The organism is Blautia liquoris, assembly GCF_015159595.1.
Lineage (GTDB): Bacteria > Bacillota > Clostridia > Lachnospirales > Lachnospiraceae > Novisyntrophococcus > Novisyntrophococcus liquoris.
The window spans coordinates 2,589,330-2,608,537 of record NZ_CP063304.1 but is presented as its reverse complement, the minus strand read 5'-3'; the positions used below and the strand labels follow the sequence as shown (position 1 = coordinate 2,608,537).

The following is a 19,208-nucleotide window of genomic DNA, read 5'->3' as shown; positions in this document are numbered from 1 at the left end:
ATGAGAACGCAACCCGATTAGGGTGGAATTCGAATGTTTTTAGGATTGTGAGAGCTCGAAGAGCGTAACAATCCGTGTATCATAAGGGGTCAAATTAATTTTGACCCCAACATCTATAATATAAGACCAGGAGGGAAAATAAGAATGTATCAGTTTGACTTGGAAAGATACGAAAAACGTATGGAGTGGTATCAAGATGCCCGATTTGGGATGTTTATCCACTGGGGACTGTATGCGATTCCCGCCCGCGGAGAGTGGGTACGCAGCACAGAGGAGATACCAAAAGAGGATTACATGCCGTATTTTGATGAATTTAACCCGACCGACTACGACCCACATAAATGGGCAAAAGCTGCGAAAGAGGCCGGCATGAAGTATGTAGTTCTGACTGCAAAACATCATGATGGATTCTGTCTGTTTGACAGTAAGTATACAGAATTTAAATCCACGAATACAAAGTGCGGACGGGATCTGGTCGCAGAATTCGTGGAAGCCGTCCGGGCAGAGGGACTAAAAGTCGGATTATACTTCTCTCTTCTGGACTGGTATCACCCGGATTATCCGCATTACCGGGATAAAAACCACCCAATGAGGAACAATCCCGCATACGGAAATGAAAACAGAAACTTCGACAATTACCTTCAGCTGATGCATAACCAGGTCCGCGAGATTTGTACTAATTATGGGAAACTGGATGTCTTGTGGTTTGATTTCTCTTATGATGATATGAGAGGGGAAAAGTGGCATGCCACCAAACTGATGGATATGGTTCGATCCCTGCAGCCGGACGTCGTCATCGACAACCGTCTGGAAGTAAGCGGTGAAGGTCATGGCTCTCTGGCTGAGGGCAATCCGAAACCATATCACGGAGATTTCGTGAGTCCGGAACAGATGATTCCTCCGAACGGAATTTGTGATGTGAACGGGAAGGATCTGATCTGGGAAGCCTGTGTCACTATGAATAATAACTGGGGTTATTGTGCGAACGATCATTATTTCAAACCTGCCGGTATGTTGATCAAGAAGCTGGTAGAGTGTGTGTCAAAGGGTGGGAACATGCTATTGAATGTCGGACCGGATGCCAGAGGCAACATACCCGAAGAGTCAATGGCGATCTTAAAGACGATTGGAAAATGGATGAAAAAGAACAGTGAAAGTATCTACGGATGCACAAAAGCCGGGATTGAAAAGCCAGATTATGGAAGGATCACCAGGAAAGGAAAGAAGTTATACTTTCATCTTTTTGAGAATACGATAGGACCGATTCCGCTTATGGGAATCAGGAAAGAAGAAGTCGAGAAGATCCGTTGGCTGGCTACAGGAGCAGAGATCCCGGTCTCCACAAGCTGGGTTCACAGTGATTATCCGGATATTGTATTCGCAGACTTGGGACCGGATCCGGTTCTGCCGGATGATGTAGATACCGTTCTTGAGATAACGTTAAAGTGATGTGAGGAGTGAAAAAGTACTTCAGGGAACTATTCGCCATCAAAACTACTTATAAGTAGTTTTGATGGCGTTTTTTTGCTTGTCTGCAGAGTGAAATTAAAATAATATTTTTTACATTGATATATGTCAGAAAGTGACAAAATAAACAGATATTATGAGATAAAATTGAACCTAATGATACTCCAAGACAAAATAATCATATGGAGTTAGTAAACAATTTTATATATTCAGAGGAAACGCTTTGCTATAATATAGACATTCAATAAAAGAAGATGTTCATAAACACTTTTTAGAAGGAGGTTGTTATGTATGGCAGACAAAGTAATTAGGGTAGGGGTTGTCGGATGTGGTGGTATTTCCAATGTACATATGCGAGGAATTAATGCCAGTAAAGACCTAAAATTGGCAGCGATCTGTGATATTCTCCCTGAAATGATGGAAGAGAAAGGAAACATGTATGGCGTAAGCAGAGAAAACTGGTTTGAAAAGTACACGGATATGATGGATTCCGGGCTAGTTGATGCAATTACAGTTGCCACACCTAATGATGTACATTATGAAGTGGCTATGGCTGCAATCGAGCGAGGAATTCCATTCGCAGTGGAAAAACCCGTTTGTAATTCCAGTGAAGAAGTAAAAGAAATTATGGATGCTGCCAGAAAAAAGAATATTCCACACATGGTGAATTTCTCTTATCGATTCAAAGGGGCCGCACGTTATGCGCGTGAGATTGTACAGTCGGGACAGTTGGGAACGATCTATCATGTGAATGGAGAATATTTACAATCATGGGGACTTCCCGGAGCCTCCAAAGATGGTGAGCAGACCCCTTTGGTATGGCGTTTCATGAAAGAACGTACAGGATCCGGTGCTTTGGGAGACCTGGGATGCCATTTGATTGATCTGGTGCGCTTTATCACAGGGCGGGAATTTATTTATATCAATGCCGATACGGATACGTTTATTAAACAGCGTCCTATGCCTGACGGAAGTGGTATGGGAGATGTCACAGTAGATGATTATGTTACGATTATGAGCCAGTTGGAGGGTCAGGTCGCTGCAAATTTGAATATTACACGTTTTGCCTATGGGCGTGGTAATTATCAGCGTATTGAGATATATGGAGAAAAAGGCTCACTGAGGTATAACCTTGAAGATGAGACAGGGGATTCGATCGAAATCAATATGGGAAATCGCCCAATGCGTGATGGCCATTGCTTTATGACAGTTCCTGTACCAGATCACTGCATGAGTGATCAGCTTCAGAGTTTTGCGGATATTATTAATGGGCGGGCGGATGGACTTGCCGCTACTTTGCAAGATGGATTGATCAATGCCGGACTTCTTGAAAAGGTACTGGAGTCAGCCAAAACAGGAGAAAAAATTAAATTCTGAAGACAGAAGAAAGGGGCATATATAGGTTGGAACATAAAATAGCAATCATTGGATTCGGAGGCATGGGACATTGGCACTATGATTTGATTCAGAAAATAGACGATTTGTCAATTTCCGGGATATATGATATTGATGAGAAGCAACAGAAAGATGCTGAGGATAAGGGACTTCGAGTTTATAAAGATCTTGACGAACTTCTGGACGACCAGAGAAGTGATCTTGTTTTAGTCGCGACCCCGAATGATCTTCATAAGAAACTCAGCATTTTGTCTTTGGAATCCGGGAAAAATGTTGTCTGTGAAAAACCGGCAGCGATATCAAGTGTGGAAGTTCAGGAGATGATTGATGCAGCAAACTGTACTGGAAAGTTTTTGACCATACATCAGAATCGACGCTGGGATCAGGACTACAAGATGGTGAGAGACCTTATAAAGACGGATAAACTTGGAGGTTTATGGCGGATAGAATCACGGGTTCATGGATCCATAGGAATACCGGCTGACCACTGGAGACAATTTCAAGAGCATGGGGGCGGGATGGTTCTCGACTGGGGAGTACATCTCTTTGATCAGATCACTCAAATGTTCAGGGGTGAGAAAATTAAGAAAGTATATGCTGCCTTGACACACGTCACGAATCTGATGGTGGATGATGGATTTACTGTGGAACTTACAATGGAATCTGGAGTTGTTGCGCTAGTTGAAGCGGGAACAAGCAATTTTATTTCATTGCCAAGATGGTATGTGTTAGGATCTGAGGGCACAGCTGAAATTAAAAATTTTGCACAGAAAGGTGAAATTGTATGTGCACGGGGCAATGGTGCGGATGATGTGATGCCTGTCTTGACTGCGGCAGGGCCGACAAAAACAATGGCTCCCAGACGAGAAGAGAATATCCATAGAGAAGAGCTGCCCCTTATAGAAAGTGATATCAGAGAGTTTTATCAGAATGTCATGAGGGTGATAGAAGGAAAAGAAGAAAGCCTGATTAAGATGACTGAGGTCAAGAGAGTGATGCAGCTTATGGAAGCAGTCTTTGAGTCCGGAGAAACCGGGGAACCTGTTTACTTCGAATCATAACGAAAAGAATAAAGGAGAATGATATTATGGATAGAAAGATTAATGTGACAATATACAATGAAAACTTTCACGAGAGTACAATACCACAGCTGAAAACAGTATATCCTGAAAGTATTCATGGGGCACTGAGAAGTTTTCTGGAAAAGGACAGCGATATTGGAACACTCAGAATTGCAACTTTAGAAGATCATGAAGAAATTATGACTCAGGAAGTTATGGATGATACGGATGTGTTGATATGGTGGGGACATGCAAAGCATCCGGATGTTAGTGATGAAGTGGTAGATCGCTGTGCAAAACGGGTGTTGGAGGGAATGGGTCTGATAGCTCTTCATTCAGCTCACGCTTCAAAACTTTTCCAAAAGTTATTGGGCACAGAAACCTACTGGGTTCGCTGGCGCGAAGCGGGAGAAAAAGTGAGACTTTGGAATTTGGCTCCAAATCATCCCATTACACAGGGAATTGGCGAGACTTTCGTCGTACCTCATGATGAGACATATGGTGAGCCCTTTGGCATACCAAATCCTGATGAACTTATCTTTTTATCATGGTACCAGGGCGGAGAAGTTTTCAGAAGTGGATGTACCTGGCACAGAGGCGAGGGCAAAATCTTTTATCTGCAGGATGGACATGAGACCTTCCCAATTTATTATCAGCCTGAAATCCAAAAGATTATTACAAATGCCGTAAAATGGGCATGTCCTATAAAACGTGCATGCAAGATTGACCGCGGCGGTCCGAATACCCCGGCACTTGAAACATATGAACTGGAAGATCACGACTTTTTGCTTCTGGATGCAAAAGATCATCCGGCCTTTCAGAAGTAGCCGGAGAACGAGGAGGACTAGTCATGAAGAGATATATGAAAATTGCTACATGCTTATGTGCCGCAGCGATGTTTGTTACAGCGGGTGGCTGCGGAGATAAATCAAATGAGGATAAGGGATCATCAAAGGCAGATATATCTGCAAGTGGAGAAAGTAGTAAAAAAGGAACGATTGAAATAGAGTTTGTTCAAGGCAAACGTGAGGCAGGAGAAACTTACGATAAAGTAATCAAAGCCTTTGAGAGTAAAAATCCTGGAATTAAAATCAACCAAAATCTTGTCCCAGACTCTGATCAAGTTTTGATGACAAGAGCCAGCAGTGATAATTTACCGGATTTGATGAATCATTGGCCGACAAACGCACAGTTTATTCAGTTTTCCGAAGAGGGACTTTTACTGGATCTCTCAGATAAAGAGTATTTAGAAAACATAGATTCTCAGTATATTGATTCAGTAAAAACAGACAAAGGGATATTCATGATGCCTTATAACCTGAATTTTATGGGCCTATATTACAATGTCGATAAATTTAAGGAGGCAGGATATGAGCCGCCGAAAACATGGGGGGAACTGATCGAACTTGCAAAAAAAATTAAAGATAAAGGAGAAAATGCCTTCGTTCTTCCTGGCAAAGAAGCATGGGTGATTTCCCAGTTGTGGGGAAATATTGAGAGTAAAGATCTAGGCGAACATACTGATATATTTAAAAAGATGAACAAAAAAGAGACTGATTTCACTACAATTCCCGAGTATAAAGAATCTCTGGAGAAGATGGTAGAACTTATGAAGTATGCCAGTGAGGATTCTCTGGCACTCGGATATGAACAGGGGATTAATGAGTTTGCGACAGGAAAGGCATGGATGTTTCCTCAGGGAAGCTGGGCGCTTCCTGCATTGTTAAACAGCAATCCGGATTTGAATGTATCCATGGTAATGATGCCAAACGATAAAGGAGATATGAAAGCAATCGTAACCCCGGATACGGGGCTTTGTGTCAATGCCAAGGTAAAAGATGATCCGAAGAAAATGGATGCAATCGATAAATTTCTTGCGTTTTGTGCCAGTAAGGAGGGAGCTCAGATTTATACAGATAATGACAAGAGCCCATCCTGTGTGAAAGATATCAGTTATGACGTCCCACAATTTAAAGAATTCTTCGATTACGTGGATGAACATGGATCTGAATCGGATGGATTTCCTACGCCGACTGGATTCGAGGATACAAAGCGAAGTAAGCTGCAGGGAGTATTATTGGGTGGAAATATTGATGATTTTTTGAAAGAATTATCTGCTGACTATCAGGATTCTTTAAGCGAGTAAACAGGGGAGCTGGTGGGGTAAAATGAAAAGAACAAAAGGTTTTAGTGGTAGTCATGGAGGCAACAAAGAAAGAAAAAGAACCATGTTCCTTTTCACTTTGCCCATGATGGTATTATATATAGTATTTTTTCTGGTCACGATGTTTATCGGCTTGTTTTATAGTTTTACTGACTGGAATGGTATTTCTAAAAGTTATAATATGGTTGGAATCAAGAACTATTTGGCGGTATTATCTGATAGTAGATTCAGAAAAGCTTTATTGTTTAATATTAAGTACACAGTTGCTATCGTGATTGGTGTGACTCTAGTTGCGTTGATATGTGCTCTTGCTCTAAACAGTGTCAAAAGGTTTTCAACGTTTTTCAGATCTGTGTATTTTGTCCCGGCAGTATTAAGTATGATTACGGTGGGACTTATATGGAATGAATTGTTTTTGAGGGCAATTCCACAATTTGGAGCATCCATTGGAAACAAATCTTTATCCAGCAGTATTTTGGCAAATCCAAAGCTGGCTGTTGTTGGAATTCTTATAGTCAATCTCTGGCAGGGGTGTGCTCAGCCGATGGTACTTTTTCTGGCAGGATTACAAAGTATACCGAAGGACCTCCAAGAGGCAGCAACAATGGATGGAGCAGGAAGATGGGCACGATTCTGTCATATAACAATGCCTTATTTGCTGCCCACTATCAATATAGTAGTCATAACACAGACAAAAGCAGGTCTTACGATCTTTGATTACATTAAGGTTATGACGAATGGGGGTCCGGCACAGGCCACAGAAGCAGTTGGATTGTTGATTTACAGACATGCTGTAGCCGAGGGGAAGTTTTCTAGGTCTATTGCGGAATCAATGGTACTTTTTGTCATAGTAGCAATAGTAGCAGCACTATCGTTAAAAGCATCTGGTAAGAGTCAGGTAGGTGAGTGATATGAACAAAAGTAAGAGTAATATTGCAATAAAGGCAGTTTGTTATATTTTTCTGTTTGTCGGATTGCTGGTGATTTTATATCCATTATTCTTAACAGTGATCACTGCTTTTAAAACACCGACACAGTCGGCGGAAAACTTCTTCTCATTGCCGACTGGATTTTACCTTGGAAATTTTAAAGGTGTTTTTGAAAGAGGAAATGCAGCGTCGTCTTTTGCTAATTCAATTAAAGTTACCGTAACATCGGTACTACTGATTATAATCATTATTCCAATGTGTGGCTATGCAATAGCACGAAATATGGAACAAAGCAAGTATTACTCAATCATCTATTACACGTTGCTGATAGGAATCTTCGTCCCGTTTCAGGTGATCATGGTACCTTTGGTCATGTATCTGGGAAGAATGAATTTATGCAGCATAACAGGACTGATCATCATGCATGTGACACTGGCGTCCTCTCAGGGGGTTTATCTTATGGTAAATTATGTGAAATCAGTCCCGAGAGATCTGGAGGAAGCTGCCTATATTGATGGATGCACCACCTTTACAGGATATCTTAAAGTAGTGCTGCCGCTTATCAAACCAATGCTTGCAACGATTTTGGTTTTGAATGTTCTTTGGATTTGGAATGACTTTCAGATGCCGCTTCTTTTATTAAATCAGTCACCTGAAATGTTTACCCTCCCATTGTTCCAGTATAATTTTACCGGGCAATATTCCAATGATTACAACCTTGCTTTCGCATCGTTTCTGCTTTCTATGGTTCCTGTATTGGTTGTCTATGCATGTGCGCAAAAGCATATTATATCCGGCTTGACACAAGGTGCGGTGAAATCATAACAATTCAATAAATATCTATAGGGACGCTATGCGTCCCTATAGGTTTTTTTGATATTCGGTATGAATTGGAGGCTTTTTATGAAGAAGGATTATAAAGAAAGTAAAATCTTTATGTGGATAATAATTGTTCTGTTTATAGGATTTGCGGTCATTATTTCTTCATATTTTTCGAAACGAGAAGATATCATTCAAAGCGAAGTTAATAGGATGGAAAATTCCAGTGACAGCGTTGAAGCATCCCTTAACAACTCCTTAGGATGTATGGAAACTCTTAATCAGATACATTACTTTGACTTTACTGCACGTAAAATCTTACTCACGGATCAGGTTATGGACGATAAGAAAACCAAGTTTGAGGAAACAATGTATATGGATAATGCCCTGAAACATATTGTTGGGTTATATTCAGTAGTTGCCCAGGCTGCTATTATTACGGAAAAAGGAAATGTATATAGTAATCAGGCATCTGTATTTGAGAAATATCTCGATTTTGTTCAGGAAGAGAAATCAGCAAATATCAGGAATGGTTTTACGGGAACCTATTACACGCAGCCTTATGAAAGATGCAGTAATCTTGCTGCAGGCAAAGTATTTACAGCTATACATCCTATTTATGCTTATCTTAACAGTGAATTGGCAGTGATCTGTGTTGATATAGATTATAATGCTTTGGAAAAGGTTGTGAAGGACAGTATCAAAGGACAAGATGGATGCTATATTCTTTTTTATGGAGACAGGCCTGTTATTAAGATTGATGAAGGCGAATCACCTGAGTCGACAGCCAGAAACCCTGTAAGCGAACTATCCAGGAAAGTGATGAATAAAAAATATCCTTATGGCACGACAAAAACAATGATCAATGGTGAAAAAGGTTATGTTATAAAAAAATATAATATGATAACAGGACTTACGATTGTGCAGTTTGAATCCGAAAGACAGATGTTAAGCACTCTTAATAAATCAAATCAGGTTAATGTATTTTTGATGATAGGTGTTTTAATTACTATCTTAGTGTTTTTTCTGTGGACGAACGTAATGGTGACAAGACCTCTGACTTATTTTGAAAGAAAGATCAGTAATTACACTTCTCCGGAATCTTTGCAGATTGTCAATTATGAAGGAATGAGGACCAGCAAGAGTGTTCATAGTGTCATGATAAGCTATAACAATCTCGTCCGTCAAATAAACAATTACATTGAAAAAGAAATCATATATGAGAAGAATCAAAGAACTACACAGGCGATTGCACTGCGTTATCAGATAAATCCTCATTTTTTATTTAATACTTTGAATGTAATTGGATCTATTGCGGAGCTGGAAAATGTTCCGGATGTTGTGGAAGTGACACAAAATTTGTCCATGATCATGCGATATAATGTGCGGGGAACAAAGTTCGTAAAGTTGAAAGATGAAATTAATATCGTGGATGCCTACATAAAAATACAGAAGGTTCGATTTCGTGACAATATCGAGGTACAGTATGATGTTCCCGAAAGTCTTATGAACGAAAGAATCATCAAATTTATATTACAGCCCTTACTTGAAAATGTGTTCAAGCATGCGTATTCAAAAGGCGGAAAAGAACAGATACATGTTCGAATATCAGCAAAACGTCGTGATCAGTATCTGATTATAAATCTGCAGGATGATGGAAAAGGAATTGAAAATAATCAATTAACTGAAATCAATCATATTCTTCAGAATGAGACTGACAGCCAGACGGTACTGGATGAAGAAGAATGGTCAAAAAGTATAGGACTTAAGAATGTTAATGCCAGAATAAAAAACTATTATGGCAATGAGTGCTTTATAAGAGTGAGAAGTGTTGTAAGTTCAGGGACGAATGTGGAAATCAGATTGAAATGTCTGGGTTTCGAAGAAGGAAAGGTGATTAGATGATTAAGGCTATTGTGGTTGAAGATGAATTTTATGCGAGAAAAAGCATTGCCAAAATTATTAATGAAAGCTCTCTGGAAGTTCGTGTATGTAAGGAGATGGAAAGTGCAGAAGATGCGATTGATTTTCTGACATTAAATCATGATATACAGCTTGTCCTTTCTGATATTGAGATGGCTGGGATGGATGGACTCGGCCTTGCAAGGTATGTTTATACGAACATTCCAAATGTATACGTAATTTTGATCACAGGACATGAAAAATTTGAGTATGCACGTGAAGCAATAAAATATAGTGTAAAGGATTATATTATAAAACCGGTATTTAAAAGCAATCTGATTTCCCCTTTACAAAAAGTAACGGAGAAAATTGAAGATGAAAGAAAGGCCAGTGCAAGATTAAAACTTAAAGCTCAAGATGATGTATATAAACAGTATATTACGATGAAAACGCTGGAGGAAAATGAAGATCTTCAAAAACAGATTATACCGGAATTCCTGACAAGGAAAGCAGATGAATTTCAGGTCTTGATTTTTCAGACCGAGTGTCGTAAAGAAATAGAAAATTTTGATGCAATGATAAAAAGTAAAATCTATTCTTGCAGGATGACAGGTTTCTTCAGCAGAATTAATAATGAGTATATCTATATTCTTTTTCTGATTGATGCGAGGGATGATCAGAAACTGATTTCTTTGCAGATTAGTGATTTTATCAATTATTTGTATGTCTGTCACAGCCACAATGTGACAGCTGGATTAAGTCGTATCTATCAGAACAACAGGGATTTGTATAAGGCATACAAGGAATCTATTTATTCCATTAATCAACGGCTGATTGATGGATGGAACAAGTTATATCTATTCAATCGTATGCCTGAAAAGAGGAATATTGTAGAGAAAAAATGGGAATTTAGGATTATGGATGAACTCTGTACCGGAGATCATATGAGTGTAATGAAAGATATCCATCATACATTTGACGAAATTATAGATTCAGGCGGATCAGTGCAAAATCTATATGAGGTTGTGATATCTCTATTAAAAATAATCAGTGATTTTGAAAACAGAATGGATATAGAGACAGATGCAAGTAATGGAGACAGCAAATTGAGTTTTTCAAGGCGATATGATTTATATGGGTTTAACCGGATCTTGGATCTTGAAAAATGGATTGACGAAACAGTTACTTATGTCTGTAAGGGATCCAGAAAGACAAAAGAAATGAACAGTGGAATTATTGAGGACATTCTCAATTATATCAATCGAAATTATTATCGAGATATAACTTTGCGGGAGCTGGCTGAATCAAAGTATTTTATGAATTATTCATATTTAAGCCGTCTGTTCAGCAAAAAAACGGGAAAGACTTTTTCAAAGTACCTGATCGATTATAGACTGGAAAAATCAAAGGTATTACTGGAAAATCGTCATTTAAAAATTGGACAAGTTGCCATGGAGGTCGGATATAATGATGTATCACATTATATCCATACTTTCAGAAAAAACTTTAAGATGACTCCTGAACAATATCGTGAGTCTGTTTCCAAAGAACTATGAAGAAAAAATAATCATATTGATATGTAAAAAAAGTTATAAGAAAAATTAAAAGAAGATGGTATTCTTAGACTAACAAATTACAGGGAGGGAAAGAGAGCGATTCTAAAAGTATGAGAAAACAAGGACTTCTTTTGTTCTTTATCAATGCTTTTGTCTATATCAGTGGGGTCTTTTATACACCCTTTATTAGTTCGTATTATTCCACGAAAGGAATTTCGCCGACAAGGATTGGAATATTATTAATGATTGGCCCGATAACAGCAATCTTCGTGCAGCCTTTTTGGGGAAAACTCAGTGATTCCAGAGGAAAACGAAAGCTTGTACTTTCCGTGGCGGTAGCCGGCAGCTGTTTTGCAATGTGCGCATATTACATAGGAAATAGTTTCGCGAGCTATATATTTGCTACGGTTTTGGTGAATATTTTCACTTTGAGCATAATTCCTTTAAGTGATGCGTTGCTTATCAGTCTCACGGGCTCTCTTGGGATCAGTTTCTCATGGGTGAGGTTAGGAGGCACCCTTGGTTATGCAGCAATGGCAGTTTTTGCGGGAATTATTTTGAAAAGGTATCCGCAGATGCAGTTTGCACTCAGCAGTTGTAGTTATGCTCTTTTACTACTTTTGATCTCTTTTCTTCCTAAAGATGATAAGCTTAACAAAATTAAATCGACGAAAAAAAGGATAAAACCAATCAAGATAATATCAATAAGTAATATTTTCCTTTCGAATGAAATATATCTGGTTTTGTTTTCTGTCTTGATATGCCAGATCGGACTTAGCTTTTACTCGGGATTTATGGGACCATATCTGATTCAACAAGGGTATTCACAAAGAGAAATTGGGATCATGAATTGTCTGTCTGCATTGAGTGAAGTTCCGGTTCTTCTGGTTATTGATAAAATAAGGCAGAGAGTCGGGGAAATACCAGTTTTACTGTTTTCATGTTTTATGACTGCGATAAGAATCTTTATTTTTACAGGTGAATCCATTTTTTCAGCTGCTCTGGCACAACTTTTACAGGGAACAACTTATATGACTACATATTATTGCGCGGCTTTGTATATTGGGAAGAATGTAAGAGAGGGGAAACTTTCGCAAGGGCAGGGAATTCTTGGCACAGTACAGATGGGAATGGGTGCTGTTCTGGGGTCATTCATAGGCGGATTAACTGTAGACTACATAGGCTTTAGAAAAGCATTCTTATTTGTATCCATAATTTTGTTCGTATTGAGCGGATTTATTTTAACTTATTTTAGAATTATTCAAGTTGGTTCTGTAAAAAGGAGAGGGTAGATATGGGATTTGATGTTGTGGGAATTGATATGCCTTGTTGGGATCTGGCTGTCAATCTGGATGAATATCCCTTGCCTAATACATCCGGGCCGGTTAACAGATTGAGTTGGCAGGGAGGAGGCAAGGTTTCAACAGGAATTATCGCAGCAGCAAGACTGGGCGCGAAATGTTCGATTAGTGGTGCGGTGGGAGATGATTTGTTTGGACAGCTTTGCATCAGGGATTTTAAAGAGCACGGCATTCATACAGGCAGATTGCTTGTCCGACAAGATGCGACAACTGGTTTTTCAGTAGTAATCAGTGACAAAAACACGATGGGACGAAGTATCTTATATCGCAGAGGAACTGCAAAGAATCTCAGCACAATCGAGTTTGACAAAGAGATTTTAAAAGATACAAGATATCTGTTTATATCATCAATTAATGATACAACAGTAATGGCTGTGAAAGCGGCCAGAGAAGAAGGAATTAAGATCATGATAGATGCTGATTCTTATACAGATGATTTACCGGCCCTTATTCCGATGATTGATGTCTTTGTCGGTTCAGAATTTGTTTATAGCGAACTGTTTGATAATCCGGATCAATTTAGAAAGAATCTGGAAAGCATCTATGTCAGGGGTCCTAAGATCGTTGTTTTTACATTTGGAGAAAAAGGTTCTTGTGGATTTTGCAGAGAAGGGTATTTTGAAGTGTCTGCATATAAAGTTAAAGTTGAGGACACGTTAGGAGCCGGAGATGTCTTCCATGGTGCTTTTGTTGTGGGATTGTTAAAGGGGTTCTCTGCGGAAGAGACAACAAGATTTGCAAGTGCGGTATCGGCGATAAAATGTACAAAAATTGGAGGAAGAGCCGGGATACCAGATTACGATACAGCTATAGAGTTTATGAAAACAGGTCTTATTCACTCAGATGAGCTGGATGAGCGTGTAAACAAATATGAAAGAGGTGTTGAAAATGTATAATGAAAAGCTCATATTGGGGGTGGCACCCACAAAAAGAAGTTTCTTAAGCATGGAAGAAGCATGCAGACAAAAAAAGAGTTTTATGAATGTAATCAGGTCGATAAAAAGTGATCATGTTGATCTTGTAGACATTGATGACCTGTGTGAAAACGGGATCGTATATGATTATGAGGGTGCAAAGAAAGTAATTAAAAAGTTTAAATCAGCCCGCATTGATGCGTTATTTATTCCTTTTTGTGATTTTGGAGAAGAAACGGTTGTTGCCAAGATTGCTAAGGAATTCATGCTTCCAACGTTAATATGGGGGAACCGGGACGAAAGACCTAATACGGATGTCCAAAGGGGACGTGATACACAGTGTGGCATGTTTGCTGCGACAAAAGCACTTGCCCGTTATGGCGTTAAATATAGTTATATCTTTAATTGCGAGACGGATAGCGAGGAGTTTTCTAAAGGATATGAAAATTTCATACGGACTGCAGCTGTTATAACGAGTCTGAAGGGATTGAGGATTGCGAAGATTGGCCAGCGTCCAGAGACATTTATGAGTGTTATGACGAATGAGGCAGCTTTATTGCAGCGTTTTGGAATTACTGTGGTTCCGGTTTCGCCTTTTGAGATTGTAAGAAAGATGGATCAGGTTATTGCAGGAAATGAGAAAACTTTTTTGGCATATTACAAGGACTTAACCAGTCGCATGAGCTCTGCCCAAATGGAAAAAGAGCAGATGCAAAAAGTTGCTGCTATGAAAATTGCAATAGAACAGACACTAAAAGAAAAAGACTGCAGTGTGGGTGCATTCGAGTGTTGGTCTGCTTTTCCAAAAATGATAGGCCTGTGTCCCTGCACAGTGTTAGGAGAGTTGGCGGATATTGGTATGCCCCTTGCCTGTGAAACAGACATTAACGGGGCAATCTCCCTGGCTATTTTGAGAGCCTGTAATTTGTTTGAAGAATCTGAATTCCTCGCCGACTTAACAATCAGACACCCACAAAATGACAATGCAGAACTTTTGTGGCATTGCGGGCCCTTCCCGTATTCATTGAAAGATGAGAAATCACAGGCAAAGATTGTAGATGGTCAGGAACGCTTTATGTTAAAACAGGGGGATCTCACGGTCTGCAGATTCGATGATTTGAATGGTGAATACTATCTTTTTTCGGGAGAGGCGAAAACAACAGAAGGACCAAAGACAAATGGTACCTATGTCTGGATGGAGACAGACGACTGGAAACGTTGGGAGGAAAAACTGATGTTTGGACCATATATTCACCATTTGGGCTGCACATATGGACATTATCTGCCAGTGCTAAGAGAGGCTGCACGTTATCTGGACATCCACTTTGATGATGCACAGGAACAGGGAATATATAGCCTGTAAGGAGGGAAACATCTATGCGAAAAATTAAAGTAAAATCTTTATCGGATCGTAGTTTTTTGAAATATGGTATTTCTATGAATCTTCTTAATAATGATGAGATGAGGGAAAGGTCAATCTTTCGTCAGGGATTTTTTGCTGACCTTATTTCTCTCGATTTCGGCGTAGAAACAATGCCTGCGATATCTGTATGTGATGTCCGTAAACAGGAAAGAAATATTGTGAAATTTCTGGAGGCGCATGCAAAGACATGTGAGGGAATCTTACCGCTGGACGGTGATGTGATAATCTTTGCGGGAATTCCAAATGAACCGTTTTCGGCCAGAGATCTTGAAGCTTTTTTTGTACCATGTGGTACATTCGTCAAGCTGAATCCACTGATTGTTCACGGAACACAATTTCCAGTTACCAAAGAGGAGGTACATATTGTTTGTATGCTTCCGGGACGAACATTTCATAATGATATGATTGCCCATGAATTATCAGAGGATGATCAGGCAGAGATTGTATTATAGAAGAGGAGGATTATAAGATGAGGTATAAACATTTTGAAAGAGCAGATGTGGATGTTTCGGCTTTGGCAATAGGGACCTGGGCTCTTGGAGGGGACTCATTCGGAGGCTTTGACTTAGATAAAGCATTGAGAGCGATTTATGTATTACTGGATAAAGGCGTTAATCTAATTGATACAGCACCCTGCTATGGAAACGGCACTTCGGAGAAAATCGTTGGAAAAATTATAAAAGAGATAGATCGTTCTAAGATTATGATTTCTACAAAATGTGGTTTAATTCCGGATATCAACACTTGCGATTATATCAGAAATGCGAGTTATAAGAATCTCATGAGGGAAATTGAAAGCTCTCTTATGAATTTAAATACTGATTATATTGATTTCTACTTTGTTCACTGGCCAGATGTGTCGACGCCAATCGCCGAGACCATGTCTGCACTTATGTCGCTAAAAGAAAGAGGATTTATAAGACATATAGGCGTGTCTAATTTCTCAAAAGAACAGATAGAAGAAGCGGAGAAGTTTGGACAGATTGATGTGCAGCAGCCTCCGTTTTCTATGGTAGAGAAAAGCTCTCTTGATCTGATGTTGTGGGGAAGGGAGAAAGGGATTGATACCTTAACTTATGGCTCCATGGGCGGGGGCGTTTTATCCGGAAAGTACCGGAAGGTGCCACAGTTTGGCAAAGGAGATGTGCGGGGCAGCTTTTATGATTTCTTTAAGGAACCTAAGTTTTCAAAGATAATGGAGTTATTAAAAGTTTTAGACAGAATCGCCGGCAATCATGACAAACAGGTATCGCAAGTCGCACTAAACTGGAGCACGCAAAAGGATTATGTTGGAACTGCACTTGTAGGCGTGCGCAGTAAAGAACATGCATATGAAAATCTGGAAACATTTGAATGGAAGTTATCTGATGAAGAGATGAAAACAATCGACGATACCATTGATCGTCTGGAGTTATAGGAGGAACAGATCATGGCTTTAGTTAAGGTAAAAGACATTTTAATACATGCAACGGAACACAAATATGGTGTTGCAGCCATCAATACAATCAATGTTGAAACAATTAAATATGCGATTCTTGCAGCGGAGCAGGAAAAGGTACCCCTGATTATTCAGTTTTACCCTGGACTTTGTGATTATGTGGCACTAAAGTATATTGCATATACAGCGTGTGATATGGCAAAAAAGGTGAGTGTTCCAATTGGAGTACACCTAGATCACTCCAACACTTATGAAATCGCGTTAAGCGGAATTCGCGACGGGTTTCCATCTGTCATGATCGACGGGTCTTCCCTAAAATATGATGAAAATATTACATTGACAAAAGATGTGGTCAGAGTTGCCAAGGTTTTTGGAATTGATGTCGAAGCAGAATTAGGTCATGTAGGGAGTGGAAGTAGTGTAGATGACATCACTAATTCGCAGCACTATACCAATGTTGATCAGGCAGTTCAATTCGTAGAAAAGACCGGATGTGATTCTCTCGCAGTTGCCGTTGGTAATGCACATGGGACTTATGTAAAAACACCGAATCTTGATTTTAGGAGAATTTCAGAACTTCGATCAGCTCTGAATATTCCATTAGTATTACATGGTTGTTCCGATATACCCAGAGAACAGATACAAGAGGCAGTAAATCTTGGTATGAGCAAGTTTAATATTGCAACAGAATACTTTAGAGCACTGTATCGAAGCATGGAATCAACCATTACTGCTGGAAAGATGAAAGATGACGGCGTGAGCTTGCTGCAGAGTAATAAAGATGACATGATAAGGTTTGTTGTAGATAAAATAAGACTATTAAATCCCAATAAGTTCTCTCTTTAAATTATGTGTGGCCAGTTGAATTAGAGGATATCAGTTTCGGAAACATTTAGCGGGTCAAATAAGGAATCGCCGAACGAGCCACTGATGAAGCCTGTTTCTTTCTTTCCACTTCATTGATTTGTTTTATACTATATCTTGTGATTAAGATGGATTTTATGTTATTATGAATAAAAGTAGCTCTATTGCAGTTCACAGCAAAAGCTTAATTTACGATCACTTAATATATATGAAACGAGGAAAGAAGATGTTATCGATTGAACGCAGAGAAAAAATAAAAGAAATTTTATTGACAAAGAAAAATGTGACGGTAGCAGAGATGGCGGAGCTGTTCTCTGTCAGTACGGAGACGATCCGACGCGATTTCGAATTACTGAGCAACGAAGGATTTCTGATTAAAACATATGGAGGAGCTTCGCTTTCGTTTCGAAAGAATATAACGGTTCCCCAGAAAATCAAGTCCTTCGTTATGCGTGAGGAAAAACAACGGATGGCAAAGCAGGCGGTGCAGCTTATACACCCTAATGACTGCATTTTTTTGGATCACAGCACAACGGTATTTGCATTATGTGAATTTTTATCCGATATTCCGTTGACTGTGATGACTAATTCTTTACCTGTGATGGAGGCAGTATCCCAATACAGAAATATACAGCTTTGTGTTCCGAGCGGTGACTTTGATCAAAAGAGTCAGGCATTCTTTGGAATTGAGACAATTAAGTATTTAAAACAACACTGTTTCGACAAGTCATTTATTTCGTGTACCAGTTTGGATATGGTCTATGGGATTCATGATTCAGAGGATATGATTGCTGAGCTTCATCGGAGTATATTGGAATGCACGGATAATGCATGCCTGATAGCAGATCACACAAAGTTTGACCGATCTGCATTCGTGCGAACTAGCCCGATCGAAAGTGTTGATATCTTGATTACCGATGAAAAGGTATCGGAAGACTGGAGGACGCACCTAAAAGAATACGAGATACATATTATTGAGAGTGAAAAATAATGGAATATTGTGAGATTTAACAGGCGTTGTTTTATGGACCGTACATCTGACGGGACATGAAACAACGCCTGTTATATTGTACAAAAAGATTCTGATTATCAGGATATATGGATGAATGTTATAAAATCACCTCACATAATTTGGGAAAAATAAAAGTAATGTTGAAAAAAGTCCATAAGATACCAAGGAAAATTACAAAAAAAATAAAAATAATAACGAAAAATGGTTGCGGAATTATAAGGAGTGTGGTATTATGTTGACATTAAATACAAAACAACACAAAACAAAAAGATGGAGGTATATTTATTTTTGAAAATAAGAGAAGAACTTCTGGAAGTAACGAAGAGATCCTATCATGAAGCGTTATTTGCCGGAACCAGTGGAAACTTAAGTTATTTTGACCATGCTACGGGCGACATGTACATAACACCCGGTTCCATACCTTATGACACAATGACGGAAGAAGATTTGGTGCGGATGACCCTTGATGGTGAGATTTTGGAAGGTTTGAAAAGACCCTCATCTGAGTGGCGTATGCATGCAGAGGTCTATCGTTGTAAGCCGGAGGTATCGGCTGTTATTCATACCCATTCCCCGTATGCCACGTCATTTGCCGTGAATCATTGGAAGATCCCGGTGATATTAATCGAGATGGTCCCTTTCTTGGGCGGCGATATTGAAGTGGCAGATTTTGCAGTTCCGGGTACAGTAAAGGTCGGCGTCGAGGCAGTGAAAAAGCTAAAGGAGCGGAATGCATGCCTGATGGCTAATCATGGGGTGCTTGCTGTGGGTGAGAATCTGGAGCAGGCATATACAAGAGCAGTGTACGTCGAGGATTCGGCAAAGATATATAGTCTCGCTTTGAGCAATGGCGATGTTAGGTTGATTGATGACAAATATGTGAAATATATGAAGGAGAGATGA

17 protein-coding genes are annotated in these 19,208 nt (G+C 39.4%); all 17 read left to right on the top strand.

Annotated features, from left to right (window positions below):
* Positions 1-144 precede the first annotated feature (144 nt).
* The 17 genes from INP51_RS11775 (at position 145) to INP51_RS11695 (ending at position 19,208) form a co-directional block, all read left to right on the top strand.
* Positions 145-1,449, top strand: a complete 1,305-nt coding sequence (locus tag INP51_RS11775) for an alpha-L-fucosidase (protein WP_193735042.1) — start codon at positions 145-147, stop codon at positions 1,447-1,449.
* A gap of 309 nt (positions 1,450-1,758) precedes the next feature.
* Positions 1,759-2,844: a Gfo/Idh/MocA family protein gene (locus INP51_RS11770; protein ID WP_193735041.1), complete on the top strand. Its 1,086-nt coding sequence runs from the start codon at positions 1,759-1,761 to the stop codon at positions 2,842-2,844.
* A gap of 26 nt (positions 2,845-2,870) precedes the next feature.
* The gene (locus INP51_RS11765; protein WP_193735040.1) at positions 2,871-3,923 is read left to right on the top strand and encodes a Gfo/Idh/MocA family protein; all 1,053 of its coding nucleotides are present in this window, start codon (positions 2,871-2,873) and stop codon (positions 3,921-3,923) included.
* A gap of 26 nt (positions 3,924-3,949) precedes the next feature.
* On the top strand, positions 3,950-4,750 hold the full coding sequence (locus INP51_RS11760; RefSeq protein WP_193735039.1) for a ThuA domain-containing protein: 801 nt from the start codon (positions 3,950-3,952) through the stop codon (positions 4,748-4,750).
* Positions 4,751-4,773: 23 nt separating this feature from the next.
* Positions 4,774-6,069, top strand: a complete 1,296-nt coding sequence (locus INP51_RS11755; RefSeq protein WP_193735038.1) for an ABC transporter substrate-binding protein — start codon at positions 4,774-4,776, stop codon at positions 6,067-6,069.
* Positions 6,070-6,172: 103 nt separating this feature from the next.
* The gene (locus INP51_RS11750; RefSeq protein WP_230406782.1) at positions 6,173-6,997 is read left to right on the top strand and encodes a carbohydrate ABC transporter permease; all 825 of its coding nucleotides are present in this window, start codon (positions 6,173-6,175) and stop codon (positions 6,995-6,997) included.
* Between the two features lies 1 nt (position 6,998).
* Complete coding sequence (locus INP51_RS11745; protein ID WP_193735036.1) at positions 6,999-7,841, top strand: carbohydrate ABC transporter permease; 843 nt, start codon at positions 6,999-7,001, stop codon at positions 7,839-7,841.
* Between the two features lie 78 nt (positions 7,842-7,919).
* Positions 7,920-9,740 (top strand): sensor histidine kinase, encoded by a 1,821-nt coding sequence (locus INP51_RS11740; RefSeq protein ID WP_193735035.1) that lies wholly within the window; start codon positions 7,920-7,922, stop codon positions 9,738-9,740.
* Positions 9,737-11,293, top strand: coding sequence for a response regulator transcription factor (locus INP51_RS11735; protein WP_193735034.1), 1,557 nt, complete (start codon positions 9,737-9,739; stop codon positions 11,291-11,293). Before INP51_RS11740 ends, INP51_RS11735 begins: the two co-directional genes overlap by 4 nt.
* Positions 11,294-11,403: 110 nt before the next feature.
* Positions 11,404-12,585, top strand: coding sequence for an MFS transporter (locus tag INP51_RS11730; RefSeq protein WP_193735033.1), 1,182 nt, complete (start codon positions 11,404-11,406; stop codon positions 12,583-12,585).
* Between the two features lie 2 nt (positions 12,586-12,587).
* A complete protein-coding gene (locus tag INP51_RS11725; RefSeq protein ID WP_193735032.1) occupies positions 12,588-13,550 on the top strand; it encodes a carbohydrate kinase family protein in 963 nt (320 codons plus the stop codon).
* Positions 13,543-14,931, top strand: a complete 1,389-nt coding sequence (locus INP51_RS11720) for an L-fucose/L-arabinose isomerase family protein (protein WP_193735031.1) — start codon at positions 13,543-13,545, stop codon at positions 14,929-14,931. The genes INP51_RS11725 and INP51_RS11720 overlap by 8 nt, the downstream gene beginning before the upstream one ends.
* A 14-nt stretch (positions 14,932-14,945) precedes the next feature.
* Positions 14,946-15,443: a hypothetical protein gene (locus tag INP51_RS11715; protein ID WP_193735030.1), complete on the top strand. Its 498-nt coding sequence runs from the start codon at positions 14,946-14,948 to the stop codon at positions 15,441-15,443.
* 17 nt (positions 15,444-15,460) lie between these two features.
* Positions 15,461-16,408 (top strand): aldo/keto reductase, encoded by a 948-nt coding sequence (locus INP51_RS11710; protein ID WP_193735029.1) that lies wholly within the window; start codon positions 15,461-15,463, stop codon positions 16,406-16,408.
* 12 nt (positions 16,409-16,420) lie between these two features.
* Entirely contained in the window at positions 16,421-17,275 is an 855-nt protein-coding gene (locus tag INP51_RS11705) for a class II fructose-bisphosphate aldolase (RefSeq protein ID WP_193735028.1), read from the top strand.
* A gap of 226 nt (positions 17,276-17,501) precedes the next feature.
* Entirely contained in the window at positions 17,502-18,284 is a 783-nt protein-coding gene (locus INP51_RS11700) for a DeoR/GlpR family DNA-binding transcription regulator (protein WP_193735027.1), read from the top strand.
* A gap of 309 nt (positions 18,285-18,593) precedes the next feature.
* A complete protein-coding gene (locus INP51_RS11695; RefSeq protein ID WP_193735026.1) occupies positions 18,594-19,208 on the top strand; it encodes a class II aldolase/adducin family protein in 615 nt (204 codons plus the stop codon).

Excerpts from the sequence above, each read along its gene's own strand:
- INP51_RS11775 (WP_193735042.1), top strand. The coding sequence starts at position 145 with ATGTATCAGTTTGACTTGGAAAGATACGAAAAACGTATGGAGTGGTAT.
- INP51_RS11770 (WP_193735041.1), top strand. The coding sequence starts at position 1,759 with ATGGCAGACAAAGTAATTAGGGTAGGGGTTGTCGGATGTGGTGGTATT.
- INP51_RS11760 (WP_193735039.1), top strand. The coding sequence starts at position 3,950 with ATGGATAGAAAGATTAATGTGACAATATACAATGAAAACTTTCACGAG.
- INP51_RS11755 (WP_193735038.1), top strand. The coding sequence starts at position 4,774 with ATGAAGAGATATATGAAAATTGCTACATGCTTATGTGCCGCAGCGATG.
- INP51_RS11750 (WP_230406782.1), top strand. The coding sequence starts at position 6,173 with ATGATGGTATTATATATAGTATTTTTTCTGGTCACGATGTTTATCGGC.
- INP51_RS11745 (WP_193735036.1), top strand. The coding sequence starts at position 6,999 with ATGAACAAAAGTAAGAGTAATATTGCAATAAAGGCAGTTTGTTATATT.
- INP51_RS11740 (WP_193735035.1), top strand. The coding sequence starts at position 7,920 with ATGAAGAAGGATTATAAAGAAAGTAAAATCTTTATGTGGATAATAATT.
- INP51_RS11735 (WP_193735034.1), top strand. The coding sequence starts at position 9,737 with ATGATTAAGGCTATTGTGGTTGAAGATGAATTTTATGCGAGAAAAAGC.
- INP51_RS11730 (WP_193735033.1), top strand. The coding sequence starts at position 11,404 with ATGAGAAAACAAGGACTTCTTTTGTTCTTTATCAATGCTTTTGTCTAT.
- INP51_RS11725 (WP_193735032.1), top strand. The coding sequence starts at position 12,588 with ATGGGATTTGATGTTGTGGGAATTGATATGCCTTGTTGGGATCTGGCT.
- INP51_RS11720 (WP_193735031.1), top strand. The coding sequence starts at position 13,543 with ATGTATAATGAAAAGCTCATATTGGGGGTGGCACCCACAAAAAGAAGT.
- INP51_RS11715 (WP_193735030.1), top strand. The coding sequence starts at position 14,946 with ATGCGAAAAATTAAAGTAAAATCTTTATCGGATCGTAGTTTTTTGAAA.
- INP51_RS11710 (WP_193735029.1), top strand. The coding sequence starts at position 15,461 with ATGAGGTATAAACATTTTGAAAGAGCAGATGTGGATGTTTCGGCTTTG.
- INP51_RS11705 (WP_193735028.1), top strand. The coding sequence starts at position 16,421 with ATGGCTTTAGTTAAGGTAAAAGACATTTTAATACATGCAACGGAACAC.
- INP51_RS11700 (WP_193735027.1), top strand. The coding sequence starts at position 17,502 with ATGAAACGAGGAAAGAAGATGTTATCGATTGAACGCAGAGAAAAAATA.